This is a genomic window from Citrobacter sp. BIDMC107 (assembly GCF_001037575.1).
Lineage (GTDB): Bacteria > Pseudomonadota > Gammaproteobacteria > Enterobacterales > Enterobacteriaceae > Citrobacter > Citrobacter freundii.
In genome coordinates this window covers 2,948,033-2,969,388 of record NZ_KQ089848.1, presented here as the reverse complement: position 1 = coordinate 2,969,388, position 21,356 = coordinate 2,948,033, and the positions used below count along the sequence as shown (strand labels likewise).

Genomic DNA, 21,356 nt, shown 5'->3' with positions numbered 1-21,356 from the left:
TATTAACTACGCGTCCCCTGTCAGTTATGACGCGTAAGCCGGGAGTCTGTTATGAAGAAATTACGTCCATTTACAGAAGCCGACGTCACTGACGAGTCGGCTTTTTTTATGCAGCGTCGCCAGGTGCTGAAAGCACTAGGGATCAGCGCAGCCGCGTTGTCTTTACCCCACCCTGCTCAGGCTGACCTTCTGAGTTGGTTTAAGGGTAATGACCGCCCGCCCGCACCTGCAGGTAAGCCGCTTGATTTCAGTAAGCCCGCCGCCTGGCAAAATTCACTTCCTTTAACGCCTGCGGATAAGGTTTCTGGCTACAACAACTTCTACGAGTTCGGTCTCGATAAAGCGGATCCGGCAGCCAATGCAGGCAGCCTGAAAACCGATCCGTGGACGTTGCAAATCAGTGGCGAGGTGGCAAAACCACTCACCCTCGATCACGATTCGCTGACCGCCCGTTTCCCGCTGGAAGAACGGATTTATCGGATGCGCTGCGTGGAAGCCTGGTCAATGGTCGTGCCGTGGATTGGCTTTCCGTTACATAAACTGCTGGCGCAGGTTGAACCCACCAGTAACGCAAAGTATGTCGCGTTCGAAACGCTGTACGCACCGGATGATATGCCGGGACAGAAAGATCGCTTTATTGGTGGCGGGCTAAAGTATCCCTATGTTGAAGGACTGCGTCTGGATGAAGCAATGCACCCACTCACACTGCTTACTGTGGGGGTTTATGGTAAGGCCCTTCCGCCACAAAATGGCGCGCCCATTCGCTTAATTGTGCCGTGGAAATATGGATTTAAAGGCATTAAGTCGATCGTGAGTATCAAACTCACGCGCGAACGCCCTCCGACAACCTGGAATCTGGCCGCGCCCAATGAATACGGATTTTATGCCAACGTGAATCCGCATGTCGATCACCCCCGCTGGTCCCAGGCCACTGAGCGTTTTATTGGCGCAGGCGGTATCCTGGACGTACAGCGTCAGCCCACGCTGATGTTTAACGGCTATGCCGAAGAGGTTGCATCACTGTATCGCGGACTCAATTTGCAGGAGAATTTTTAAGTGCGTCTGACCGCAAAGCACATTATCGGGCTGAAAGTTTGCCTGCATCTTGCCGGATTATTGCCGTTTATCTGGCTATTTTGGGCGGTAAATCACGGCGGCCTGAGCGCCGATCCGGTCAAAGATATCCAGCACTTTACCGGTAGGACAGCTCTGAAATTCTTGCTGGCGACCTTGCTGGTCTCTCCACTCACGCGCTACGCTAAACAGCCATTATTGATACGCACACGTCGTCTGTTAGGGCTATGGTGTTTCGCCTGGGCAACGCTGCATTTAACCAGCTACGCGTTACTGGAGCTGGGCATTAATAATCTGGCGTTATTAGGGCGGGAATTACTTACGCGACCTTATTTAACATTGGGCATTGCTAGCTGGGTCATATTATTCGCCCTCACCTTAACGTCTACGCAAGCTGCACAGCGAATGCTGGGTAAAAAATGGCAGTATCTGCACAACTTCGTCTATCTTGTGGCGATCCTGGCACCCATACATTATCTGTGGTCGGTAAAAATTATCTCCCCTCAACCGATTATTTATGCAGCGCTCGCGGCGGTGCTGTTAGCGTGCCGTTACAAGAAGTTTCGCCAGTGGTGGCGGTAGTTTCACGTTATGTGCAGTGCGTTGCAAAACACGGACGATCCGATTTTCTTTACATGTTAACGGTTGATTATCTTCCCTGATAAGACCAGTATTTAGCTGCCAATTGCTACGAAATAGTTATAATGTGCGACTTTGCTATCCCCGGTAGCGTTTTTAAAGCGCTGAAAGGGTGACAATCGCATATTGAAGGTATATTTTGTCTTTTACCCGAAAATGGCAGAAGATAGCCGCACAATGACTAACAAGTCTGGCAATCTCATTTAATGGCAGCAGCACCCAGTGCAGCGCCTGAGATGCGTGGCATCTTGTCACTCACTGTTATAAAAATGCTATACAGACGGCGGTAAAACGCTTGTCACAATCTCACTAAACAAAGAGTACGGAACCCACTCATGGATATTCGTAAGATTAAAAAACTGATCGAGCTGGTTGAAGAATCAGGCATCTCCGAACTGGAAATTTCTGAAGGCGAAGAATCTGTACGCATCAGCCGTGCAGCGCCAGCTGCAAGTTTTCCGATGATGCAACAGGCTTATGCTGCACCAGTGATGCAGCAGCCAGCTCTGTCTAACGCTGTCGCACAAACTGCCTCTCCAAGTATGGAAGCTCCGGCAGCAGCGGAAATCAGTGGTCACATCGTACGCTCCCCAATGGTTGGTACGTTCTACCGCACCCCGAGCCCGGATGCGAAAGCGTTCATCGAAATCGGCCAGAAAGTGAATGCGGGCGATACCCTGTGCATCGTTGAAGCCATGAAAATGATGAACCAGATCGAAGCCGACAAATCCGGCGTAGTTAAAGCGATTCTGGTAGAAAGCGGTCAACCGGTAGAATTTGACGAGCCGCTGGTCGTCATCGAATAACGAGGCGAACATGTTGGATAAAATTGTTATCGCCAACCGCGGCGAGATTGCCTTGCGTATTCTTCGTGCCTGTAAAGAACTGGGCATCAAGACTGTCGCGGTGCATTCAAGCGCGGATCGCGATTTAAAACACGTATTGCTGGCGGATGAGACGGTCTGTATTGGCCCGGCAGCATCCGTAAAAAGCTATCTGAACATCCCGGCTATCATTAGCGCTGCTGAAATCACTGGCGCGGTGGCAATTCACCCGGGTTATGGCTTCCTCTCTGAGAACGCCAACTTTGCTGAACAGGTAGAACGTTCCGGCTTTATCTTCATCGGCCCGAAAGCCGACACCATCCGCCTGATGGGTGACAAAGTGTCCGCAATCACCGCGATGAAGAAAGCAGGTGTACCAACAGTCCCAGGCTCTGACGGCCCGCTGGGTGATGACATGGACGCTAACCGCGCTCATGCTAAACGCATCGGTTATCCGGTTATCATCAAAGCCTCCGGCGGCGGCGGCGGTCGCGGTATGCGCGTCGTGCGCAGCGATGCCGAACTGGCACAATCCATCTCCATGACCAAAGCGGAAGCGAAAGCGGCTTTCAACAACGACATGGTTTACATGGAGAAGTACCTGGAAAACCCACGCCACATTGAGATTCAGGTGCTGGCAGACGGTCAGGGTAACGCAATTTATCTGGCAGAGCGTGACTGCTCCATGCAGCGTCGTCACCAGAAAGTTGTCGAAGAAGCACCAGCACCAGGCATTACTCCGGAACTGCGTCGCTACATCGGCGAGCGTTGCGCCAAAGCCTGTGTTGATATCGGCTATCGCGGGGCGGGTACTTTCGAGTTCCTGTTCGAAAACGGCGAGTTCTACTTCATTGAGATGAACACCCGTATTCAGGTTGAACACCCGGTAACCGAAATGATCACCGGCGTTGACCTGATCAAAGAGCAACTGCGCATCGCAGCGGGTCAACCGCTGTCCATCAAGCAGGACGAAGTTGTGGTTAAAGGCCATGCGGTAGAATGCCGTATCAATGCCGAAGACCCGAACACCTTCCTGCCAAGCCCGGGTAAAATCACGCGTTTCCACGCGCCGGGTGGTTTTGGTGTGCGTTGGGAGTCTCATATTTACGCAGGCTACACCGTACCTCCGTACTATGACTCAATGATCGGTAAGCTGATCTGCTATGGCGAAAACCGCGACGTCGCTATCGCCCGTATGAAAAACGCCTTGCAGGAACTGATCATCGACGGTATCAAAACCAACGTTGACCTGCAGATCCGTATCATGAATGACGAGCACTTCCAGCACGGTGGAACCAATATCCACTATCTGGAGAAAAAACTCGGACTTCAGGAAAAGTAAGCGTGCGTTAACCAAAAAGGCCGGAAATTCCGGCCTTTTGTTTTTCTCCCCTCCCGCACGTGCCATAAGGTACAATCCCCGCTTTCTTTATCCACAAGGGACAAAAAATGGACGCTCGTTTTGTTCAGGCCCATAAAGAGGCGCGCTGGGCGCTGTGGCTAACCCTTTTATATCTGGTTACATGGTTAGTGACCGCTTACTTACCTGATTCAACGCTGGGTTTTACCGGCTTACCGCACTGGTTCGAAATGGCCTGCCTGCTAACGCCGCTGGTTTTCATCGTGCTGTGCTGGGCGATGGTGAAGTTTATCTATCGCGACATTTCGTTGGAGGATGACGATGCAGCTTGAAGTTATTTTACCGCTGGTCGCCTATCTTCTGGTGGTCTTCGGTCTTTCTGTTTACGCCATGCGTAAGAGAGTGACCGGTACCTTCCTGAATGAATATTTCCTTGGCAGCCGTTCCATGGGCGGGGTCGTGTTAGCGATGACGCTAACGGCAACCTACATTAGCGCCAGCTCGTTTATTGGCGGTCCTGGCGCTGCTTACAAATACGGACTGGGATGGGTGCTGCTGGCGATGATCCAGTTGCCTGCCGTCTGGCTCTCATTGGGGATTCTTGGTAAGAAATTCGCGATTCTGGCGCGTCGTTATAATGCTGTTACCCTCAACGATATGCTGTTTGCGCGCTACCAGAGCCGCCTGCTGGTGTGGCTGGCGAGTCTCAGCCTGCTGGTCGCGTTTGTCGGAGCAATGACCGTACAGTTTATTGGCGGCGCACGTCTGCTTGAAACCGCAGCGGGCATTCCTTACGAAACTGGATTGCTGATTTTTGGCGTCAGTATCGCATTGTATACAGCGTTCGGCGGATTTCGCGCCAGTGTACTGAACGATACCATGCAGGGTATGGTGATGCTGATTGGAACTATCGTTTTGCTGGTCGGCGTCGTCCATGCTGCCGGTGGCCTTAGCAATGCGGTGGTAACCCTGCAGACTATCGATCCTAAACTGGTCTCGCCGCAGGGCGCTGATGACATTTTGTCACCCACGTTTATGACCTCATTTTGGGTATTGGTGTGTTTTGGCGTAATTGGCCTGCCGCATACGGCGGTACGCTGCATCTCTTATAAAGACAGTAAAGCGGTACACCGCGGCATTATCATCGGCACCATAGTGGTGGCGATCCTGATGTTTGGTATGCATCTGGCGGGTGCTCTTGGACGGGCGGTAATCCCTGACCTGACGGTACCAGACCTGGTTATCCCTACGCTGATGGTCAAAGTCTTGCCGCCGATCGCTGCCGGGATCTTCCTTGCGGCTCCCATGGCCGCGATCATGTCGACGATCAATGCCCAATTGCTGCAAAGTTCCGCTACGATCATTAAGGATCTGTACCTGAACCTTCGTCCGGAACAGCTTAAAAATGAAACCCGGCTGAAGCGCATGTCAGCAATGATTACCCTATTGCTGGGCGCGTTACTGTTGCTGGCCGCCTGGAAACCACCAGAGATGATTATCTGGCTGAATCTGCTGGCGTTTGGCGGGCTGGAAGCCGTCTTCCTGTGGCCGCTGGTGCTGGGCCTCTACTGGGAGCGGGCAAACGCGTCAGGCGCATTGAGCGCGATGATTGTCGGCGGCGTGCTTTATGCTTTACTCGCCACCTTTAACGTTCAGTTCCTGGGCTTCCATCCGATCGTGCCCTCGTTACTGATAAGCTTGCTGGCTTTCCTGATCGGCAACCGTTTCGGTTCCGCCGTCCCGCAAGTCGCCATATTGACTACTGATAAATAAAGAGTTTTGCCATGCCATGGATCCAACTGAAACTGAACACGACCGGTGCCAACGCTGAAGAGTTGAGCGATGCGCTGATGGAAGCGGGCTCCGTTTCCATTACTTTCCAGGATACGCATGATACGCCGGTATTTGAACCTCTGCCGGGCGAGACTCGCCTGTGGGGTGATACCGACGTTATCGGCTTGTTCGATGCAGAAACCGACATGAAAGAAGTTGTTGCCATCCTGGAACAGCATCCGCTGCTGGGTGAAGGCTTCGTGCATAAAATCGAACAGCTCGAAGACAAAGACTGGGAACGCGAATGGATGGATAACTTCCACCCGATGCGCTTTGGCGAACGTCTGTGGATTTGCCCGAGCTGGCGCGATGTCCCGGATGAGAATGCTGTCAACGTGATGCTGGACCCGGGTCTGGCGTTTGGTACAGGCACGCACCCCACCACCTCTCTGTGCCTGCAATGGCTGGACGGTCTTGATCTTAACGGTAAAACGGTTATCGACTTTGGCTGCGGCTCCGGCATTCTTGCCATTGCGGCACTGAAACTGGGTGCGGCGAAAGCCATTGGCGTGGATATCGATCCGCAAGCGATTCAGGCCAGCCGTGATAACGCCCAGCGTAATGGTGTTTCTGAGCGTCTGGAGCTTTATCTGCCGAAAGACCAGCCAGAGGCGATGAAAGCCGACGTGGTGGTCGCCAACATCCTTGCTGGCCCATTACGTGAACTGGCTCCGTTAATCAGCGTACTGCCCGTAGAAGGCGGTTTGCTGGGGCTTTCTGGTATTCTTGCCAGCCAGGCGGAAAGCGTCTGTGAAGCCTATGCAGATCTCTTTACGCTCGATCCGGTTATTGAGAAAGAAGAGTGGTGTCGCATTACCGGCCAGAAAAAATAATCCCTTCCGGCGTGGTTATCTGACCACGCCATTTTCAGACAATAGACCAGCATACCGACACTTTCCTCAGCGATATAATAATCAATTGATTTTATTATTTTTTATATTGATTTTCATTGAGTAAACGTATGCGTTTCAACTGTTTTACAACAACTTTGCTGGCAGCATGCCTGATGCCACTGACCACGCTGGCCGTACCATGGGGATATACCGAAGAAAATGGCCCCGCACGGTGGGGAGAAATCAGCAAAGCGTATGCAACGTGCCAGACAGGCATAAACCAATCCCCCATAGACATCCAGACCACCACAACCAGTAAACTCGGTCTTCCCGCGCTCAACATGCAGTACGTCGATGGCCCAACTAGATTTCGGAGCATTAACCATACGTTGCAGGCAACGATGAGTAGCTATACATCTAATTCCATTGAAATTGATGAAACGCTTTATTATTTAAAACAATTTGAATTCCACGCCCCGAGTGAACATGCCCTCAACGGTAAAACCTATCCGCTGGAGCTGCAGCTGCTCCACAAAAATCAATCCGGAGACATCGCTATCGTGGCGGTTATGTTTGACGTCGGCGAACCGAACCAGGCGATTCAAAATTTGTGGGAGTCCTTTCCAGCCATGGAAGACAGCAGTATGCCCATCTTCTCACCAGTTAATATCAATCAGCTTTTACCCGACAATAAAACCTACTGGCGCTACCGTGGTTCGTTAACAACGCCACCCTGCACCGAAGGCGTCACCTGGGCTATCCTGAAAACGCCTGTTGCTCTTTCAGCCGAACAGTTGGATAAATTTCACTACATTGTTGGGCCTGCAAACAATCGCCCGCTGCAGCCGTTGAATGAACGCAAGATTACGGACAGCTATTCTGGGGATACCGAGATCCTGTACTAAAATGAGGTAGCGATCACACAATGGCGAGGTGATTTGCTGATTAATTCAGCAGAATATCTTGTCAGTACCTTCTGCAGCTGAAGAAAAAATGAGAAGTTACGCAAAATTATATGTGTATATAAAATCGACACATTTTTATAATGCAATGATTTATATGATTAAATATTTTCATGCGTTCACATTTACGGCAATTCATTGATCCACCTCAGTGGATTGGTCAAAGTTTGGCCTTTCATCTCGTGCGAAAAATGCGTAATATACGCCGCCTTGCAGTCACAGTATGGTCATTTCTTAACTCATGCGCATCGGACAATACCAGCTCAGAAATCGCCTGATCGCAGCACCTATGGCTGGCATCACTGACAGACCATTCAGGACGCTGTGCTATGAGATGGGAGCCGGGTTGACGGTATCCGAGATGATGTCTTCTAACCCTCAGGTTTGGGAAAGTGACAAGTCTCGTTTACGGATGGTGCACGTTGATGAGCCAGGAATTCGCACGGTGCAAATTGCCGGTAGCGACCCTGTTGAGATGGCCGATGCCGCACGTATTAACGTGGAAAGCGGCGCCCAGATTATTGATATCAATATGGGGTGTCCGGCTAAAAAAGTGAATCGTAAGCTCGCAGGTTCAGCCCTCTTGCAGTACCCGGATTTAGTGAAGTCGATACTAACCGAGGTCGTCAATGCAGTGGACGTTCCTGTCACACTCAAGATTCGCACCGGCTGGGCTCCGGAACACCGTAACTGCGTAGAGATTGCCCAACTGGCTGAAGATTGTGGCATTCAGGCTCTGACCATTCATGGACGCACCCGCGCCTGTTTGTTCAATGGAGATGCTGAGTACGACAGTATTCGGGCAGTTAAGCAGAAAGTTTCCATTCCGATTATCGCGAATGGCGACATTACTGACCCGCATAAAGCCAGAGCTGTACTCGACTATACGGGGGCGGATGCCCTGATGATAGGACGTGCAGCTCAGGGAAGACCCTGGATCTTTCGGGAAATCCAGCATTATCTGGACACTGGGGAGCTGCTGCCCCCGCTGCCTCTGGCAGAGGTGAAGCGCTTGCTTTGTGCGCACGTTCGGGAACTGCACGACTTTTATGGTCAGGCAAAAGGGTACCGAATTGCGCGTAAACACGTATCCTGGTATCTCCAGGAACACGCTCCGGATGACCAGTTTCGGCGCACATTCAACGCCATTGAAGATTCCAGCGAACAGCTGGCGGCGTTGGAGGCATACTTCGAAAATTTTGCGTAAACAGAAATAAAGAGCTGACAGAACTATGTTCGAACAACGCGTAAATTCTGACGTACTGACCGTTTCTACCGTTAACTCTCAGGACCAGGTAACTCAAAAGCCCCTGCGTGACTCGGTTAAACAGGCACTGAAGAACTATTTTGCTCAATTGAATGGTCAGGATGTTAACGATCTCTATGAGCTGGTACTGGCTGAAGTAGAACAGCCCCTGTTGGACATGGTGATGCAATACACCCGCGGTAACCAGACCCGTGCTGCCCTGATGATGGGCATCAACCGTGGTACGCTGCGTAAAAAACTGAAAAAATACGGCATGAACTGATACTAATCAGTTAAATGTTTGTTTTAAAAGGCGCTACTCGGCATGGGGAAGCGCCTTTTTTATTAACTTCACACGGGAGGCTTTGGCGATGAACGCAAGATGTGAACCTGTCTATTTTGGCGATGAATCTAAAAAGATAATCCTGGGTGATGCACTGACTGAACTGAAAAAGCTGTCTTCTGAAAGCGTCGATCTCATTTTTGCCGATCCACCTTATAACATCGGTAAAGATTTTGACGGGATGGTGGAGTCCTGGGATGAAGAGGCTTTTCTGGCGTGGCTGTTTGAGTGCATTGACGAGTGCCATCGCATTCTCAAACCGCACGGCACCATGTACATCATGAACAGTACGGAGAACATGCCGTATATTGACCTCAAATGCCGCCAGCTCTTTACTATCAAGAGCCGTATCGTGTGGTCATACGATAGCTCAGGGGTACAGGCCAAAAATTACTTTGGTTCGATGTATGAACCGATCCTGATGATGGTAAAAGATCAGAAAAACTACACATTTAATCGTGACGATATTCTGGTTGAAGCCAAAACCGGGGCTCAACGCGCGCTAATAGACTACAGAAAAAATCCACCGCAGCCATACAATCAGAAAAAAGTGCCGGGAAATGTCTGGGAGTTCCCACGCGTTCGCTATCTGATGGACGAATACGAAAACCACCCCACCCAGAAACCCAAAGCCCTCCTGGAGCGTATAATTCTGGCATCCTCGAACCCAGATGACAGGGTACTGGATCCGTTTGCCGGCAGCTTCACCACCGGTGCCACCGCCGTGGAATTGGGTCGCAAGTTTGTCGGGATTGAGATCAATGTTGAATACGTAAAAATGGGGCTCAGAAGACTGAGTATCGGTTCTCATTTTTCAGAAATTGAGCTTGCCAAGGTGAAAAAACGTAAGACAAAAAACCTGTCTAAAAAGAGTCGATTGACGGCAAAGAGCAGCGATCTTTCAACAAAGTAAAGGCATTGTAAGTCTGCTTTTCAGGTTACAGATTTCGTGTATATTCCCTGCACGCTTGGGCATGAATACACAGGGTTTGGTAATGATTCGCAAGTATTGGTGGCTGGTTGTTTTTGCAGTATTCGTTTTTCTTTTTGATGCGCTGCTCATCCAATGGATAGAGCTGATGACAACAGAGCACGATAAGTGCCGGAATATGAACTCAGTGAATCCCCTTAAGCTGGTCAACTGCGTCGACCTCGAATAGCGCCACCAACCCCACTTCAGCAGCCGTCAGGCCTGGCGGCTAAAACTACCCCACCTGACTCTCACTCTGCGCTAATTGCCTTACGCTACCATCTGGGCTTAACATTTTTAATACATTATCAACTAATACTGGCGCTTGTTTATAAAGATCATAACTCATTGGATTAATGAGCCAGTTTTTAACAATGCCACTAAAACTCCCATGAAGAATAATTATTATAACGTCTAAATCAAGGCTGGTTGCGATAAGTCCGTCGTCCATACATTTTTGCAAGGCAATGCGCATACCCAGATGATTGATACCAATTTTTTCACGAATAGCCTGTTCCGATATCATATCGTTATGGAATTCACATTTATGATATAAAATTTGCATTAATGCCTGCTGGCGAGGATTCTGCGCAATATATTGCAACCCCACAACTAACTTTTCACGCAGTCGCTGTAAAGGATTATCTCCCCAACGGCCAATAAGCTGGTCCTGAATAAGATCGCGCAATGGCGGTTGTTGTAACCATAGTTCATTAAACAATTGCGTCTTGTTTTCAAAATGCCAATACAGCGCCCCCCGCGTCACGCTGGCGGCGTCTGCAATGTCGTTTAGCGTCGTATTGCTTACGCCACGTGCGGCAAACTGTACAATCGCTGTTTCTATCAGGTGCTGCCGCGTTTTGAGGGCATCAGCTTTCGTTTTTCTGGCCATGGTTTCAGCTGTCTGAGGTAAGGGTAAGGTAGAGAATGATTAACTTTCTTATCTAATATTTGCTAAACGCAATAAATGTATCACTTAGCATTTATTTAAACGAGCCCTAAAAAATATTATTACTGACTTTGCACACAAATAAACAAAACAAATACCAACAATAGATATATTCATAAACCAAATGCTTATTTCAATTTGTGTTTATACGCATCATAGTATTGCTATTAACACCTCAATGAAACAACAGTCGATTAATCTCTTTTTGCTTTTACGTGCCGTGAATCGCACCCATAAATAAGTATTGCTTACATCGCTAGCTAATAATTTGTAGGATAGCCAACTATTATTTTCTCTTGTGCGCGTTATCGCCCCAGCGTTACCCGGTTAATAACGAGCGTTCGGTTTTTTAAGGAATTGAAATGACGAAAAATGCCAGGTTTTCACTCCTGCCCTCATTCATCATCGTCTCCGCTGCATTACTCGCCGGTTGTAACGATCAGGGAGAAGCACAAGCTCATCCCGCAGAACCGCAGGTGACTGTCCATGTCGTCGAAAAGGCTCCTTTAGCCGTAACGACCGAATTACCCGGGCGCACAACGGCATTCCGAATTGCAGAAGTCCGTCCCCAGGTCAGCGGGATAGTGCTTAAACGAAATTTCACTGAGGGAAGTGATATTGAAGCCGGACAGTCGCTTTATCAGATCGATCCCGCGACTTACCAGGCCGACTATGACAGCGCCAAAGGTGAACTGGCGAAGAGTGAAGCGGCGGCTGCAATCGCGCATTTAACGGTAAAACGCTATGTGCCATTGGTTGGCACCAAGTACATCAGCCAGCAAGAGTACGATCAGGCAATTGCTGATGCTCGTCAGGCCGATGCCTCCGTGATCGCGGCAAAAGCGGCGGTCGAAGGCGCGCGTATCAATCTGGCCTACACAAAAGTGACATCGCCGATTAGCGGACGCATCGGTAAATCTAACGTCACCGAAGGCGCATTAGTCACGAATGGCCAGGCTACAGAGCTTGCTACCGTTCAACAGCTCGATCCCATTTACGTCGACGTAACACAGTCCAGTAACGACTTTATGCGCCTCAAACAGTCTGTTGAACAAGGGAGTCTGCATAAAGACAGCGCCAGCAGTACAGTCGAACTGGTGATGGAAAATGGTCAGTCATACCCGCTAAAAGGCTCTTTGCAGTTTTCTGATGTGACGGTTGATGAAAGCACCGGATCAATCACCCTCCGAGCCGTGTTCCCTAACCCACAGCATACGCTGTTGCCGGGCATGTTTGTGCGCGCACGCATTGATGAAGGTGTTCAGCCAAATGCCATTCTCGTTCCGCAGCAGGGAGTAACGCGTACGCCTCGCGGCGATGCCACCGTAATGGTCGTCAATGACAAGAGTCAGGTTGAGTCTCGCGCAGTCGTTGCCGCACAAGCCATTGGCGACAAATGGCTCATCAGCGAAGGCCTGCAACCGGGTGACAAAGTTATCGTGAGCGGCTTACAGAAAGCACGTCCAGGCGTTCAGGTTAAAGCAACCGCCGATACCGAAACTCCTGCCACGAAAGCCCAATAAGGTAACCGGACATGGCTAACTTTTTTATCAGGCGTCCTATCTTTGCCTGGGTACTGGCTATCATTCTGATGATGGCGGGTGCTCTGGCAATCATGCAACTGCCCGTGGCACAGTACCCGACCATTGCGCCTCCTGCGGTCGCCATTTCTGCCACCTATCCTGGTGCAGATGCGCAGACGGTTCAGGATACAGTCACACAGGTTATCGAACAGAATATGAATGGTATCGATAACCTGATGTATATGTCCTCCACCAGCGACTCAGCCGGGAGTGTGACTATTACGCTGACCTTCCAGTCCGGTACCGATCCCGATATCGCGCAAGTACAGGTGCAAAATAAACTGCAGCTCGCCACTCCGTTACTGCCGCAAGAAGTTCAGCAGCAAGGGATCAGCGTCGAGAAATCGAGTAGCAGCTTTTTGATGGTCGCGGGTTTTGTTTCTGACAACCCACAAACCACACAGGATGACATTTCCGACTACGTCGCTTCGAACGTTAAAGACTCAATCAGCCGTCTGAATGGCGTGGGTGACGTGCAGCTGTTTGGTGCACAGTACGCCATGCGCATCTGGCTGGATGCAAATTTATTGAACAAATATCAGCTCACGCCGGTTGATGTGATCAATCAGTTGAAGGTACAGAACGATCAGATTGCCGCAGGTCAGTTAGGGGGGACGCCTGCATTACCTAACCAGCAGTTGAACGCCTCTATCATTGCGCAAACGCGACTGAAAGACCCTGAAGAGTTCGGAAAAGTGACTTTACGCGTGAACAGCGATGGTTCGGTTGTTCACCTGAAAGACATCGCGCGCATCGAGTTGGGTGGGGAAAACTACAACGTCGTGGCGCGTATTAACGGTAAGCCTGCATCCGGCCTTGGAATCAAGCTGGCAACCGGGGCAAACGCGCTGGATACCGCTAACGCCATCAAAGCCAAGCTGGTTGAACTGCAACCATTCTTCCCGCAGGGAATGAAGGTGGTCTACCCGTACGACACGACGCCGTTTGTGACCATCTCCATTCATGAAGTGGTAAAAACGCTGTTTGAAGCGATTGTGCTGGTGTTCCTGGTCATGTATTTGTTCCTGCAAAACATCCGGGCAACGCTCATTCCAACCATCGCTGTCCCCGTCGTATTGTTGGGCACATTCGCCGTACTTGCCGCGTTTGGCTACTCGATAAACACCCTGACGATGTTCGGCATGGTGCTCGCCATCGGTCTATTGGTCGATGATGCGATAGTGGTAGTGGAAAACGTGGAACGCGTGATGATGGAAGATAATCTGCCGCCTAAAGAGGCGACGGAAAAGTCCATGTCACAAATACAGGGAGCACTGGTTGGTATTGCCATGGTGCTGTCTGCGGTATTTATCCCGATGGCCTTCTTTGGCGGTTCAACTGGGGCTATCTATCGGCAGTTCTCCATTACCATCGTTTCCGCCATGGCGCTTTCTGTACTGGTAGCGCTGATCCTGACTCCTGCGCTTTGTGCAACGCTGTTGAAGCCGGTATCGGCTGAGCATCACGAGAAAAAAAGCGGTTTCTTTGGCTGGTTTAATGCCAAATTCGATCACAGCGTCAATCACTATACCAATAGCGTCAGCGGTATTGTGCGTAAAACCGGACGTTACCTTGTCGTCTATCTGATCATCGTGATCGGAATGGCGGTTCTGTTTATGCGCCTGCCGACCTCCTTCCTGCCAGAGGAGGATCAGGGTGTGTTTATGACAATGATTCAACTTCCGGCAGGAGCTACGCAAGAGCGCACCCAGAAAGTACTGGATCAGGTTACTCAGTACTACCTGACCAATGAGAAAGCTAACGTCGAAAGCGTCTTCACGGTTAACGGTTTTAGCTTCAGCGGTCAGGGGCAAAACTCAGGTCTGGCATTCGTTAGCCTCAAACCCTGGGATGAACGTAGCGGCGAGGAAAATAGTGTTGAAGCGGTCATTGCACGCGCCACACGCGCGTTCAGCCAGATCCGCGATGGGTTAGTCTTCCCCTTCAATATGCCCGCTATTGTTGAACTGGGTACCGCAACCGGCTTCGATTTTGAGCTGATCGATCAGGGCGGTCTGGGGCATACGGCGTTGACGCAAGCGCGTAACCAACTACTGGGAATGGTGGCTAAACACCCCGATCTGTTGGTTCGCGTTCGTCCTAACGGACTGGAAGATACTCCGCAGTTTAAGCTGGATGTTGATCAGGAGAAAGCACAGGCACTGGGGGTATCGCTGTCGGATATCAACGAAACTATCTCCGCATCACTGGGCGGCTATTACGTCAATGACTTTATTGACCGCGGTCGTGTGAAAAAAGTGTACGTTCAGGGGGATGCAAAATACCGCATGCTGCCAGCGGACATCAATAATCTGTATATCCGCAGCTCCAATGGCGAAATGGTTCCGTTCTCTGCGTTCAGTGCATCACATTGGATTTATGGTTCACCGCGACTGGAACGTTACAACGGTATGCCATCCATGGAAATACTGGGCGAAGCGGCACCAGGGCGAAGCACTGGTGAAGCAATGGCGCTGATGGAAAGTCTGGCGGAAAAACTGCCGAATGGTATTGGTCATGACTGGACGGGTATGTCTTATCAGGAAAGGCTGTCGGGTAACCAGGCGCCTGCGCTGTATGCCATCTCGTTAATCGTAGTATTCCTTTGCCTTGCCGCATTGTATGAAAGCTGGTCTATTCCTTTCTCGGTGATGCTGGTTGTACCACTCGGTGTTGTAGGCGCATTGTTAGCAGCATCACTGCGCGGGATGAATAACGATGTTTATTTCCAGGTTGGCTTACTAACCACTATCGGCCTCTCGGCTAAGAACGCCATCCTGATCGTCGAGTTTGCCAAAGACCTGATGGATAAAGAAGGCAAGGGGTTGATTGAAGCGACGCTGGAGGCATCGCGTATGCGTCTTCGTCCTATCCTGATGACATCCCTGGCCTTTATTCTGGGGGTTATGCCTCTGGTTATCAGTCACGGAGCAGGTAGTGGTGCACAGAATGCGGTCGGTACAGGTGTTATGGGAGGAATGCTGACCGCAACATTGTTGGCTATCTTCTTCGTCCCCGTCTTCTTCGTTGTCGTAAGACGGCGTTTTAGTCGGCACAACGATTAATTTGTAAAATAAAGGCGTCTACGGACGCCTTTTTTACCTACGATGCTCCTCTTTATTTATTAGTAAGATAGCCATTTATTTCATTTAAACTACCCCTCTAAACTCGCCTACGACCTTTCTTTTTATCCATTATTTTTACAATCCACATGAATTGAGATTATTCCTCATGTCAGTCCTTTTTTAAGAAGTGGTAAAATAATCACCGAGTTCGCAGATGGCTTAGCGTTTGTCTTTGCTTAATTAGCGAAACGCTTATTTTGAGGTAACACCATGAAAAGATTAATATCCGTTGCATTGCTTACCGCATTCCTGGCTGGCTGTGCACACGATTCTCCTTGCGTACCTGTATACGACGATCAGGGGCGCCTGGTTCATACCAATACCTGTATGAAAGGCACTACCCAGGATAACTGGGAAACAGCCGGAGCCATCGCCGGTGGTGCTGCAGCCGTTGCCGGACTGACACTTGGGATTGTCGCCCTGACCAAATAAATCATCTCAAAAGCGCGGTTATTACCGCGCTTTGAGCACTAAGCATAAAATCTACATATAAGACAAAACGTTGCTTAATAGCGACTGACATATAATAAAATTATTATAGATTTCCCTCACACATCCACGATTTAAAATTAGCATTTTTTCTGTTTTTCGTTACACCACAGTTTCTTTTCATTATTCTCACGCCATTAATATTAACGCCAGAAATCGTTATCACGCGTCCTGTCTGATTTTTAAATTTTTTGCGCCGAAATGTGGCTTACGTTTCAATTTTGCACCACTTCAGGGCGCTGCATTTATTTTTTCCTGTCTACACTCTGCATATTGCGTCGAATAATCAGGCGCAAAAAACTGGCACTACCTTTGCTTAAAAGAGTATGGCCAAAGCCACAGACAGGTAAAAGACGTTTTCAGAACGTTTCCATAACAATAATTCCTCCACACAGGATGCTCTATGAAAAAGATGATAATCGCCAGCCTGGCTGCGGCCGGCGTGCTGCTTGCTGTTGCAAATCAGGCGCATGCCGGCGCAACACTTGATGCCGTAAAGAAAAAAGGGTTTGTGCAATGTGGGATCAGCGACGGCTTGCCTGGCTTTTCTTATGCCGATGCAAGCGGCAAGTTCTCGGGTATTGATGTTGATGTATGTCGTGGCGTTGCCTCCGCCGTATTTGGCGATGATAGCAAAGTAAAATATACCCCGCTCACCGCCAAGGAACGCTTTACTGCATTACAGTCTGGTGAAGTCGACATGCTCTCTCGTAATACCACGTGGACCTCCTCTCGTGATGCCGGTATGGGTATGTCCTTCACTGGCGTAACGTATTATGACGGCATTGGTTTTCTTACCCACAATAAAGCAGGTCTGAAGAGCGCTAAAGAGCTGGATGGCGCAACGGTCTGTATTCAGGCGGGAACCGATACCGAACTGAACGTGGCCGACTACTTTAAAGCCAACAATATGAAGTACACCCCCGTCACCTTTGACCGCTCGGATGAATCAGCCAAAGCTCTGGAATCTGGACGTTGCGATACGCTGGCTTCCGACCAGTCTCAGCTGTATGCCCTACGCATCAAGCTGAGCAATCCTGCGGAGTGGATCGTCCTGCCAGAAGTTATTTCTAAAGAACCACTGGGACCTGTCGTACGTCGTGGGGACGATGAGTGGTTCTCCATTGTTCGCTGGACGCTGTTCGCCATGCTGAATGCGGAAGAAATGGGTGTTAACTCGAAAAACGTCGATGAAAAAGCGGCTAATCCAGCAACTCCGGATATGGCTCACCTGTTGGGTAAAGAAGGGGATTATGGCAAGGATCTGAAGCTTGATAACAAATGGGCCTACAACATTATCAAGCAGGTTGGTAACTATTCGGAGATCTTTGAACGTAACGTTGGATCGGAAAGTCCGCTGAAGATCAAACGTGGACAGAACAACCTCTGGAATAACGGTGGCATCCAATATGCGCCACCGGTGCGCTAATGCGTAGTGATGTAACGGGCGCCGCAACTGCGGCGCTCAGCCCAGAGTCATAGTTACTGAGGTTTTCTTATGTTCCATCGCCGCTCAACCGTAAAAGGATCGTTATCCTTTTCTAACCCTGCGGTCCGCGCCTGGTTATTTCAAATACTCGCCGTCATTGCGGTTATCAGCATTGCGGTCTATCTCATTCATAACACGATAAATAACCTGAACAATAGCGGTATTACCTCGGGGTTTTCTTTTCTCGATCGCAGTGCCGGATTTGGTATTGTCCAGCATCTGATTGATTACGAGCAAGGCGATACGTATGGTCGTGTCTTTGTGGTCGGCCTGCTCAATACACTATTAGTTTCTGCATTGTGTATTGTTTTCGCATCAATTCTCGGTTTCTTTCTCGGACTGGCACGCCTGTCAGATAACTGGTTATTGCGAAAACTCTCGACGATCTACATCGAAACGTTCCGCAATATACCGCCGTTGCTGCAGATCTTCTTCTGGTATTTCGCTGTATTACGTAACCTGCCCGGCCCACGCCAGGCTGTTAACGCACTGGATTTGATGTTCCTGAGTAACCGGGGGCTCTATATACCAGCCCCGCAAATGGGAGAAGGTTTTTTTGCCTTTTGCACCGCTGTCGTTATCGCTATCGTCGTCACCATCGGATTATTTCGCTTCAACAGAATGCATCAGACCAAAACCGGCCAGCTACGTCGGACCTGGCCCACGGCTCTGGCGTTGATCGTACTTTTACCGGTGATTTCACAGTGGATGTTTGGCGCTGCGCTTCACTGGGATATTCCCGCGCTTCGTGGTTTTAACTTCCGTGGCGGTATGGTGCTTATTCCCGAACTGGCGGCACTGACTCTGGCGCTTTCGGTGTACACCTCGGCATTTATTGCAGAAATTATTCGAGCGGGAATTCAGGCCGTTCCTTATGGCCAACATGAAGCCGCACGCTCGCTGGGTCTGCCAAATCCGGTGACGCTACGCCAGGTAATCATCCCACAGGCGCTACGCGTCATCATTCCCCCACTGACCAGCCAGTACCTGAATATCGTCAAGAACTCTTCTCTTGCGGCCGCCATTGGCTATCCGGACATGGTGTCACTGTTTGCCGGCACGGTACTCAATCAAACAGGGCAAGCCATTGAAACGATCGCCATCACCATGTCGGTATACCTGATCATTAGTCTGAGTATTTCTTTGCTGATGAATATTTATAACCGCCGTATTGCACTGATTGAGCGCTAAGGAGCCATAATGACAAAAGCCCTGCTGTCTCACCCCTCACGCCAGCGCAGTAATCCGGCAAACCGCAGCCTACTCTGGGTGCGTAAAAACCTGTTCTCCAGTTGGTCAAATAGCCTGCTCACCCTACTATGCATATGGCTGATTTGGTCATTTCTTCCGCCACTGTTGAACTGGGTATTCTTTCAGGCCAACTGGGTAGGTTCAACCCGAGCAGACTGCACCAAAGCCGGAGCCTGCTGGGTGTTCATTCATGAACGCTTTGGGCAATTCATGTATGGACTTTATCCCCACGATCAGCGCTGGCGTGTAAATCTGGCCCTGATAATTGGTTTGCTGTCTATCGTTCCCATGTTCTTGAAAACAATCCCGCATCGTGGCCGCTATATCGCCGTCTGGGCCGTAGTTTATCCAGTGGTGGTTTGGTGGCTGATGTACGGGGGTTTTTTCGGGCTGGAGCGCGTAGAAACCCGGCAGTGGGGTGGATTAACACTGACGCTAATTATCGCATCCGTGGGGATTGCAGGCGCGCTTCCATGGGGCATTTTACTGGCGCTGGGACGTCGTTCCCATATGCCAGTCGTGCGGGTTTTATCCGTCATTTTCATTGAGTTCTGGCGCGGTGTGCCGTTGATTACCGTTCTGTTTATGTCCTCGGTCATGCTTCCTCTGTTTATGTCCGAAGGAACCAGTATCGACAAGCTTATCCGGGCCCTGGTCGGCGTTATTCTTTTCCAGTCGGCCTATGTCGCAGAAGTGGTTCGCGGAGGGTTACAAGCCCTACCAAAAGGTCAGTATGAAGCCGCTGAATCACTGGCGTTAGGATACTGGAAAACTCAGGGGCTGGTCATTCTTCCGCAAGCCCTCAAGCTGGTTATCCCTGGCCTGGTTAACACGATTATCGCCCTGTTCAAGGATACCAGTCTGGTCATTATCATCGGTCTGTTTGATCTCTTCAGTAGCGTGCAGCAAGCAACTGTGGACCCTGCGTGGCTGGGTATGTCGACAGAAGGATATGTTTTCGCTGCACTGATTTACTGGATCTTCTGTTTCAGTATGTCGCGTTACAGCCAACATCTGGAAAAACGTTTTAACACCGGGCGTACACCGCACTGAGGAATTTATGAGCCAATTATTAATGCCGTCTACCGACGCGATGATTACGCTGGAAAACGTCAACAAATGGTACGGACAGTTTCACGTCCTGAAAAACATCAACCTGAAGGTAAAACAGGGAGAGCGCATCGTATTATGCGGGCCTTCCGGTTCGGGTAAATCGACAACTATCCGCTGTATTAACCATCTGGAAGAGCATCAACAAGGACGCATTGTGGTGGATGGGATTGAACTCAATGAAGACATCCGCAATATTGAGCGCGTCCGACAAGAAGTTGGCATGGTCTTTCAGCACTTTAATCTCTTTCCTCATTTAACTGTCCTACAAAACTGCACACTGGCGCCTATCTGGGTGCAAAAGATGCCGAAAAAAGAGGCTGAAGTACTGGCAATGCACTACCTCGAGCGGGTCCGCATTGCCGAACATGCGCATAAATATCCCGGGCAAATCTCTGGTGGACAACAACAGCGCGTGGCCATTGCACGCTCGCTGTGTATGAAACCCAAAATCATGTTATTTGATGAACCCACATCAGCGTTGGATCCTGAAATGGTAAAAGAAGTGCTGGATACCATGATAGGTCTGGCACAATCGGGCATGACCATGCTATGTGTAACCCATGAAATGGGCTTTGCCCGCACAGTAGCTGACCGGGTGATCTTTATGGATCTTGGCGAGATTGTGGAACAGGCACCACCGGATGAGTTTTTTGCTCACCCCAAATCTGAACGCACTCGTGCGTTTTTATCGCAGGTTATTCATTAAAGCCATATGCCGGATACAGTTCCGGCTTATTCCCGCGTATAAACGCAAAAAGGCCATCCTTTCGGATGGCCTTTCGCTTTTATTTGATGTCTGGCAGTTCCCTACTCTCGCATGGGGAGACCCCACACTACCATCGGCGCTACGGCGTTTCACTTCTGAGTTCGGCATGGGGTCAGGTGGGACCACCGCGCTACAGCCGCCAGACAAATTCTTTTCTAAGTGCCGAACTTTAACCGAAAAACTGGTGCTGATACCCAGAGTCGAACTGGGGACCTCACCCTTACCAAGGGTGCGCTCTACCAACTGAGCCATATCAGCACACTAAATTTGATGCCTGGCAGTTCCCTACTCTCGCATGGGGAGACCCCACACTACCATCGGCGCTACGGCGTTTCACTTCTGAGTTCGGCATGGGGTCAGGTGGGACCACCGCGCTACAGCCGCCAGACAAATTCTTTTCTAAGTGCCGAACTTTAACCGAAAAACTGGTGCTGATACCCAGAGTCGAACTGGGGACCTCACCCTTACCAAGGGTGCGCTCTACCAACTGAGCCATATCAGCACACT

20 protein-coding genes, 2 tRNA genes and 2 rRNA genes are annotated in these 21,356 nt (G+C 50.0%); 19 read left to right on the top strand and 5 right to left on the bottom strand.

What is annotated here, in order from left to right; all coding sequences use genetic code 11:
- The first annotated feature begins 51 nt into the window (after positions 1–51).
- The 12 genes from msrP to SK39_RS25955 all read left to right on the top strand — a co-directional run bounded on the left by msrP (position 52) and on the right by SK39_RS25955 (position 10,274).
- Entirely contained in the window at positions 52–1,056 is a 1,005-nt protein-coding gene (gene msrP / locus SK39_RS13895; RefSeq protein ID WP_048217097.1) for a protein-methionine-sulfoxide reductase catalytic subunit MsrP, read from the top strand.
- Entirely contained in the window at positions 1,057–1,656 is a 600-nt protein-coding gene (gene msrQ, locus SK39_RS13890) for a protein-methionine-sulfoxide reductase heme-binding subunit MsrQ (RefSeq protein ID WP_048217096.1), read from the top strand.
- A 392-nt stretch (positions 1,657–2,048) separates the two neighbouring features.
- Complete coding sequence (accB, locus tag SK39_RS13885) at positions 2,049–2,519, top strand: acetyl-CoA carboxylase biotin carboxyl carrier protein (RefSeq protein WP_003025210.1); 471 nt, start codon at positions 2,049–2,051, stop codon at positions 2,517–2,519.
- Positions 2,520–2,529: 10 nt separating this feature from the next.
- Positions 2,530–3,879, top strand: coding sequence for an acetyl-CoA carboxylase biotin carboxylase subunit (accC, locus tag SK39_RS13880; protein ID WP_003025213.1), 1,350 nt, complete (start codon positions 2,530–2,532; stop codon positions 3,877–3,879).
- Between the two features lie 107 nt (positions 3,880–3,986).
- Positions 3,987–4,229, top strand: a complete 243-nt coding sequence (locus SK39_RS13875; protein ID WP_003025216.1) for a YhdT family protein — start codon at positions 3,987–3,989, stop codon at positions 4,227–4,229.
- Entirely contained in the window at positions 4,219–5,670 is a 1,452-nt protein-coding gene (panF, locus tag SK39_RS13870) for a sodium/pantothenate symporter (RefSeq protein WP_048217095.1), read from the top strand. The genes SK39_RS13875 and panF overlap by 11 nt, the downstream gene beginning before the upstream one ends.
- Positions 5,671–5,681: 11 nt before the next feature.
- Positions 5,682–6,563 carry a 50S ribosomal protein L11 methyltransferase gene (prmA, locus tag SK39_RS13865; protein ID WP_003839878.1) on the top strand — a complete coding sequence of 294 codons (882 nt, stop codon included), beginning with the start codon at positions 5,682–5,684 and terminating at the stop codon, positions 6,561–6,563.
- A gap of 128 nt (positions 6,564–6,691) precedes the next feature.
- The gene (locus tag SK39_RS13860) at positions 6,692–7,468 is read left to right on the top strand and encodes a carbonic anhydrase (RefSeq protein ID WP_048217094.1); all 777 of its coding nucleotides are present in this window, start codon (positions 6,692–6,694) and stop codon (positions 7,466–7,468) included.
- A gap of 298 nt (positions 7,469–7,766) precedes the next feature.
- Positions 7,767–8,732 (top strand): tRNA dihydrouridine synthase DusB, encoded by a 966-nt coding sequence (gene dusB / locus SK39_RS13855; protein ID WP_003025224.1) that lies wholly within the window; start codon positions 7,767–7,769, stop codon positions 8,730–8,732.
- Between the two features lie 25 nt (positions 8,733–8,757).
- Positions 8,758–9,054 (top strand): DNA-binding transcriptional regulator Fis, encoded by a 297-nt coding sequence (fis, locus tag SK39_RS13850; protein ID WP_000462905.1) that lies wholly within the window; start codon positions 8,758–8,760, stop codon positions 9,052–9,054.
- Positions 9,055–9,142: 88 nt separating this feature from the next.
- Positions 9,143–10,027 carry an adenine-specific DNA-methyltransferase gene (gene yhdJ, locus SK39_RS13845; RefSeq protein WP_048217093.1) on the top strand — a complete coding sequence of 295 codons (885 nt, stop codon included), beginning with the start codon at positions 9,143–9,145 and terminating at the stop codon, positions 10,025–10,027.
- Between the two features lie 82 nt (positions 10,028–10,109).
- On the top strand, positions 10,110–10,274 hold the full coding sequence (locus SK39_RS25955; RefSeq protein ID WP_003025279.1) for a DUF2556 family protein: 165 nt from the start codon (positions 10,110–10,112) through the stop codon (positions 10,272–10,274).
- 45 nt (positions 10,275–10,319) lie between these two features.
- On the opposite strand, the gene envR is transcribed toward SK39_RS25955, so the two are convergent.
- Positions 10,320–10,976: an acrEF/envCD operon transcriptional regulator gene (envR, locus tag SK39_RS13835; RefSeq protein WP_003025283.1), complete on the bottom strand. Its 657-nt coding sequence runs from the start codon at positions 10,974–10,976 to the stop codon at positions 10,320–10,322.
- A gap of 419 nt (positions 10,977–11,395) precedes the next feature.
- On the opposite strand from envR, the gene SK39_RS13830 reads away from it, so the two are divergent.
- From SK39_RS13830 to SK39_RS13800, 7 genes are all read left to right on the top strand, one after another.
- Complete coding sequence (locus SK39_RS13830; RefSeq protein ID WP_048217092.1) at positions 11,396–12,556, top strand: efflux RND transporter periplasmic adaptor subunit; 1,161 nt, start codon at positions 11,396–11,398, stop codon at positions 12,554–12,556.
- An 11-nt stretch (positions 12,557–12,567) separates the two neighbouring features.
- Positions 12,568–15,681: an efflux RND transporter permease subunit gene (locus tag SK39_RS13825; protein ID WP_048217091.1), complete on the top strand. Its 3,114-nt coding sequence runs from the start codon at positions 12,568–12,570 to the stop codon at positions 15,679–15,681.
- Between the two features lie 270 nt (positions 15,682–15,951).
- The gene (locus SK39_RS13820; protein WP_003025292.1) at positions 15,952–16,173 is read left to right on the top strand and encodes a lipoprotein; all 222 of its coding nucleotides are present in this window, start codon (positions 15,952–15,954) and stop codon (positions 16,171–16,173) included.
- A gap of 460 nt (positions 16,174–16,633) precedes the next feature.
- The gene (locus tag SK39_RS13815) at positions 16,634–17,659 is read left to right on the top strand and encodes an amino acid ABC transporter substrate-binding protein (RefSeq protein WP_003025295.1); all 1,026 of its coding nucleotides are present in this window, start codon (positions 16,634–16,636) and stop codon (positions 17,657–17,659) included.
- A gap of 69 nt (positions 17,660–17,728) precedes the next feature.
- On the top strand, positions 17,729–18,910 hold the full coding sequence (locus SK39_RS13810; protein WP_003844801.1) for an amino acid ABC transporter permease: 1,182 nt from the start codon (positions 17,729–17,731) through the stop codon (positions 18,908–18,910).
- Between the two features lie 9 nt (positions 18,911–18,919).
- Positions 18,920–20,023 carry an amino acid ABC transporter permease gene (locus tag SK39_RS13805; RefSeq protein WP_003844800.1) on the top strand — a complete coding sequence of 368 codons (1,104 nt, stop codon included), beginning with the start codon at positions 18,920–18,922 and terminating at the stop codon, positions 20,021–20,023.
- Between the two features lie 7 nt (positions 20,024–20,030).
- Positions 20,031–20,789 carry an amino acid ABC transporter ATP-binding protein gene (locus SK39_RS13800; protein WP_003025300.1) on the top strand — a complete coding sequence of 253 codons (759 nt, stop codon included), beginning with the start codon at positions 20,031–20,033 and terminating at the stop codon, positions 20,787–20,789.
- An 88-nt stretch (positions 20,790–20,877) separates the two neighbouring features.
- On the opposite strand, the gene rrf (SK39_RS13795) is transcribed toward SK39_RS13800, so the two are convergent.
- The 4 genes from rrf (SK39_RS13795) to SK39_RS13780 form a co-directional block, all read right to left on the bottom strand.
- Positions 20,878–20,993, bottom strand: a 5S ribosomal RNA gene (gene rrf, locus SK39_RS13795).
- Positions 20,994–21,031: 38 nt separating this feature from the next.
- Positions 21,032–21,107: transfer RNA gene (locus SK39_RS13790), tRNA-Thr, on the bottom strand.
- A gap of 14 nt (positions 21,108–21,121) precedes the next feature.
- A 5S ribosomal RNA gene (rrf, locus tag SK39_RS13785) occupies positions 21,122–21,237 on the bottom strand.
- Between the two features lie 38 nt (positions 21,238–21,275).
- Positions 21,276–21,351: transfer RNA gene (locus SK39_RS13780), tRNA-Thr, on the bottom strand.
- Positions 21,352–21,356: the final 5 nt, after the last annotated feature.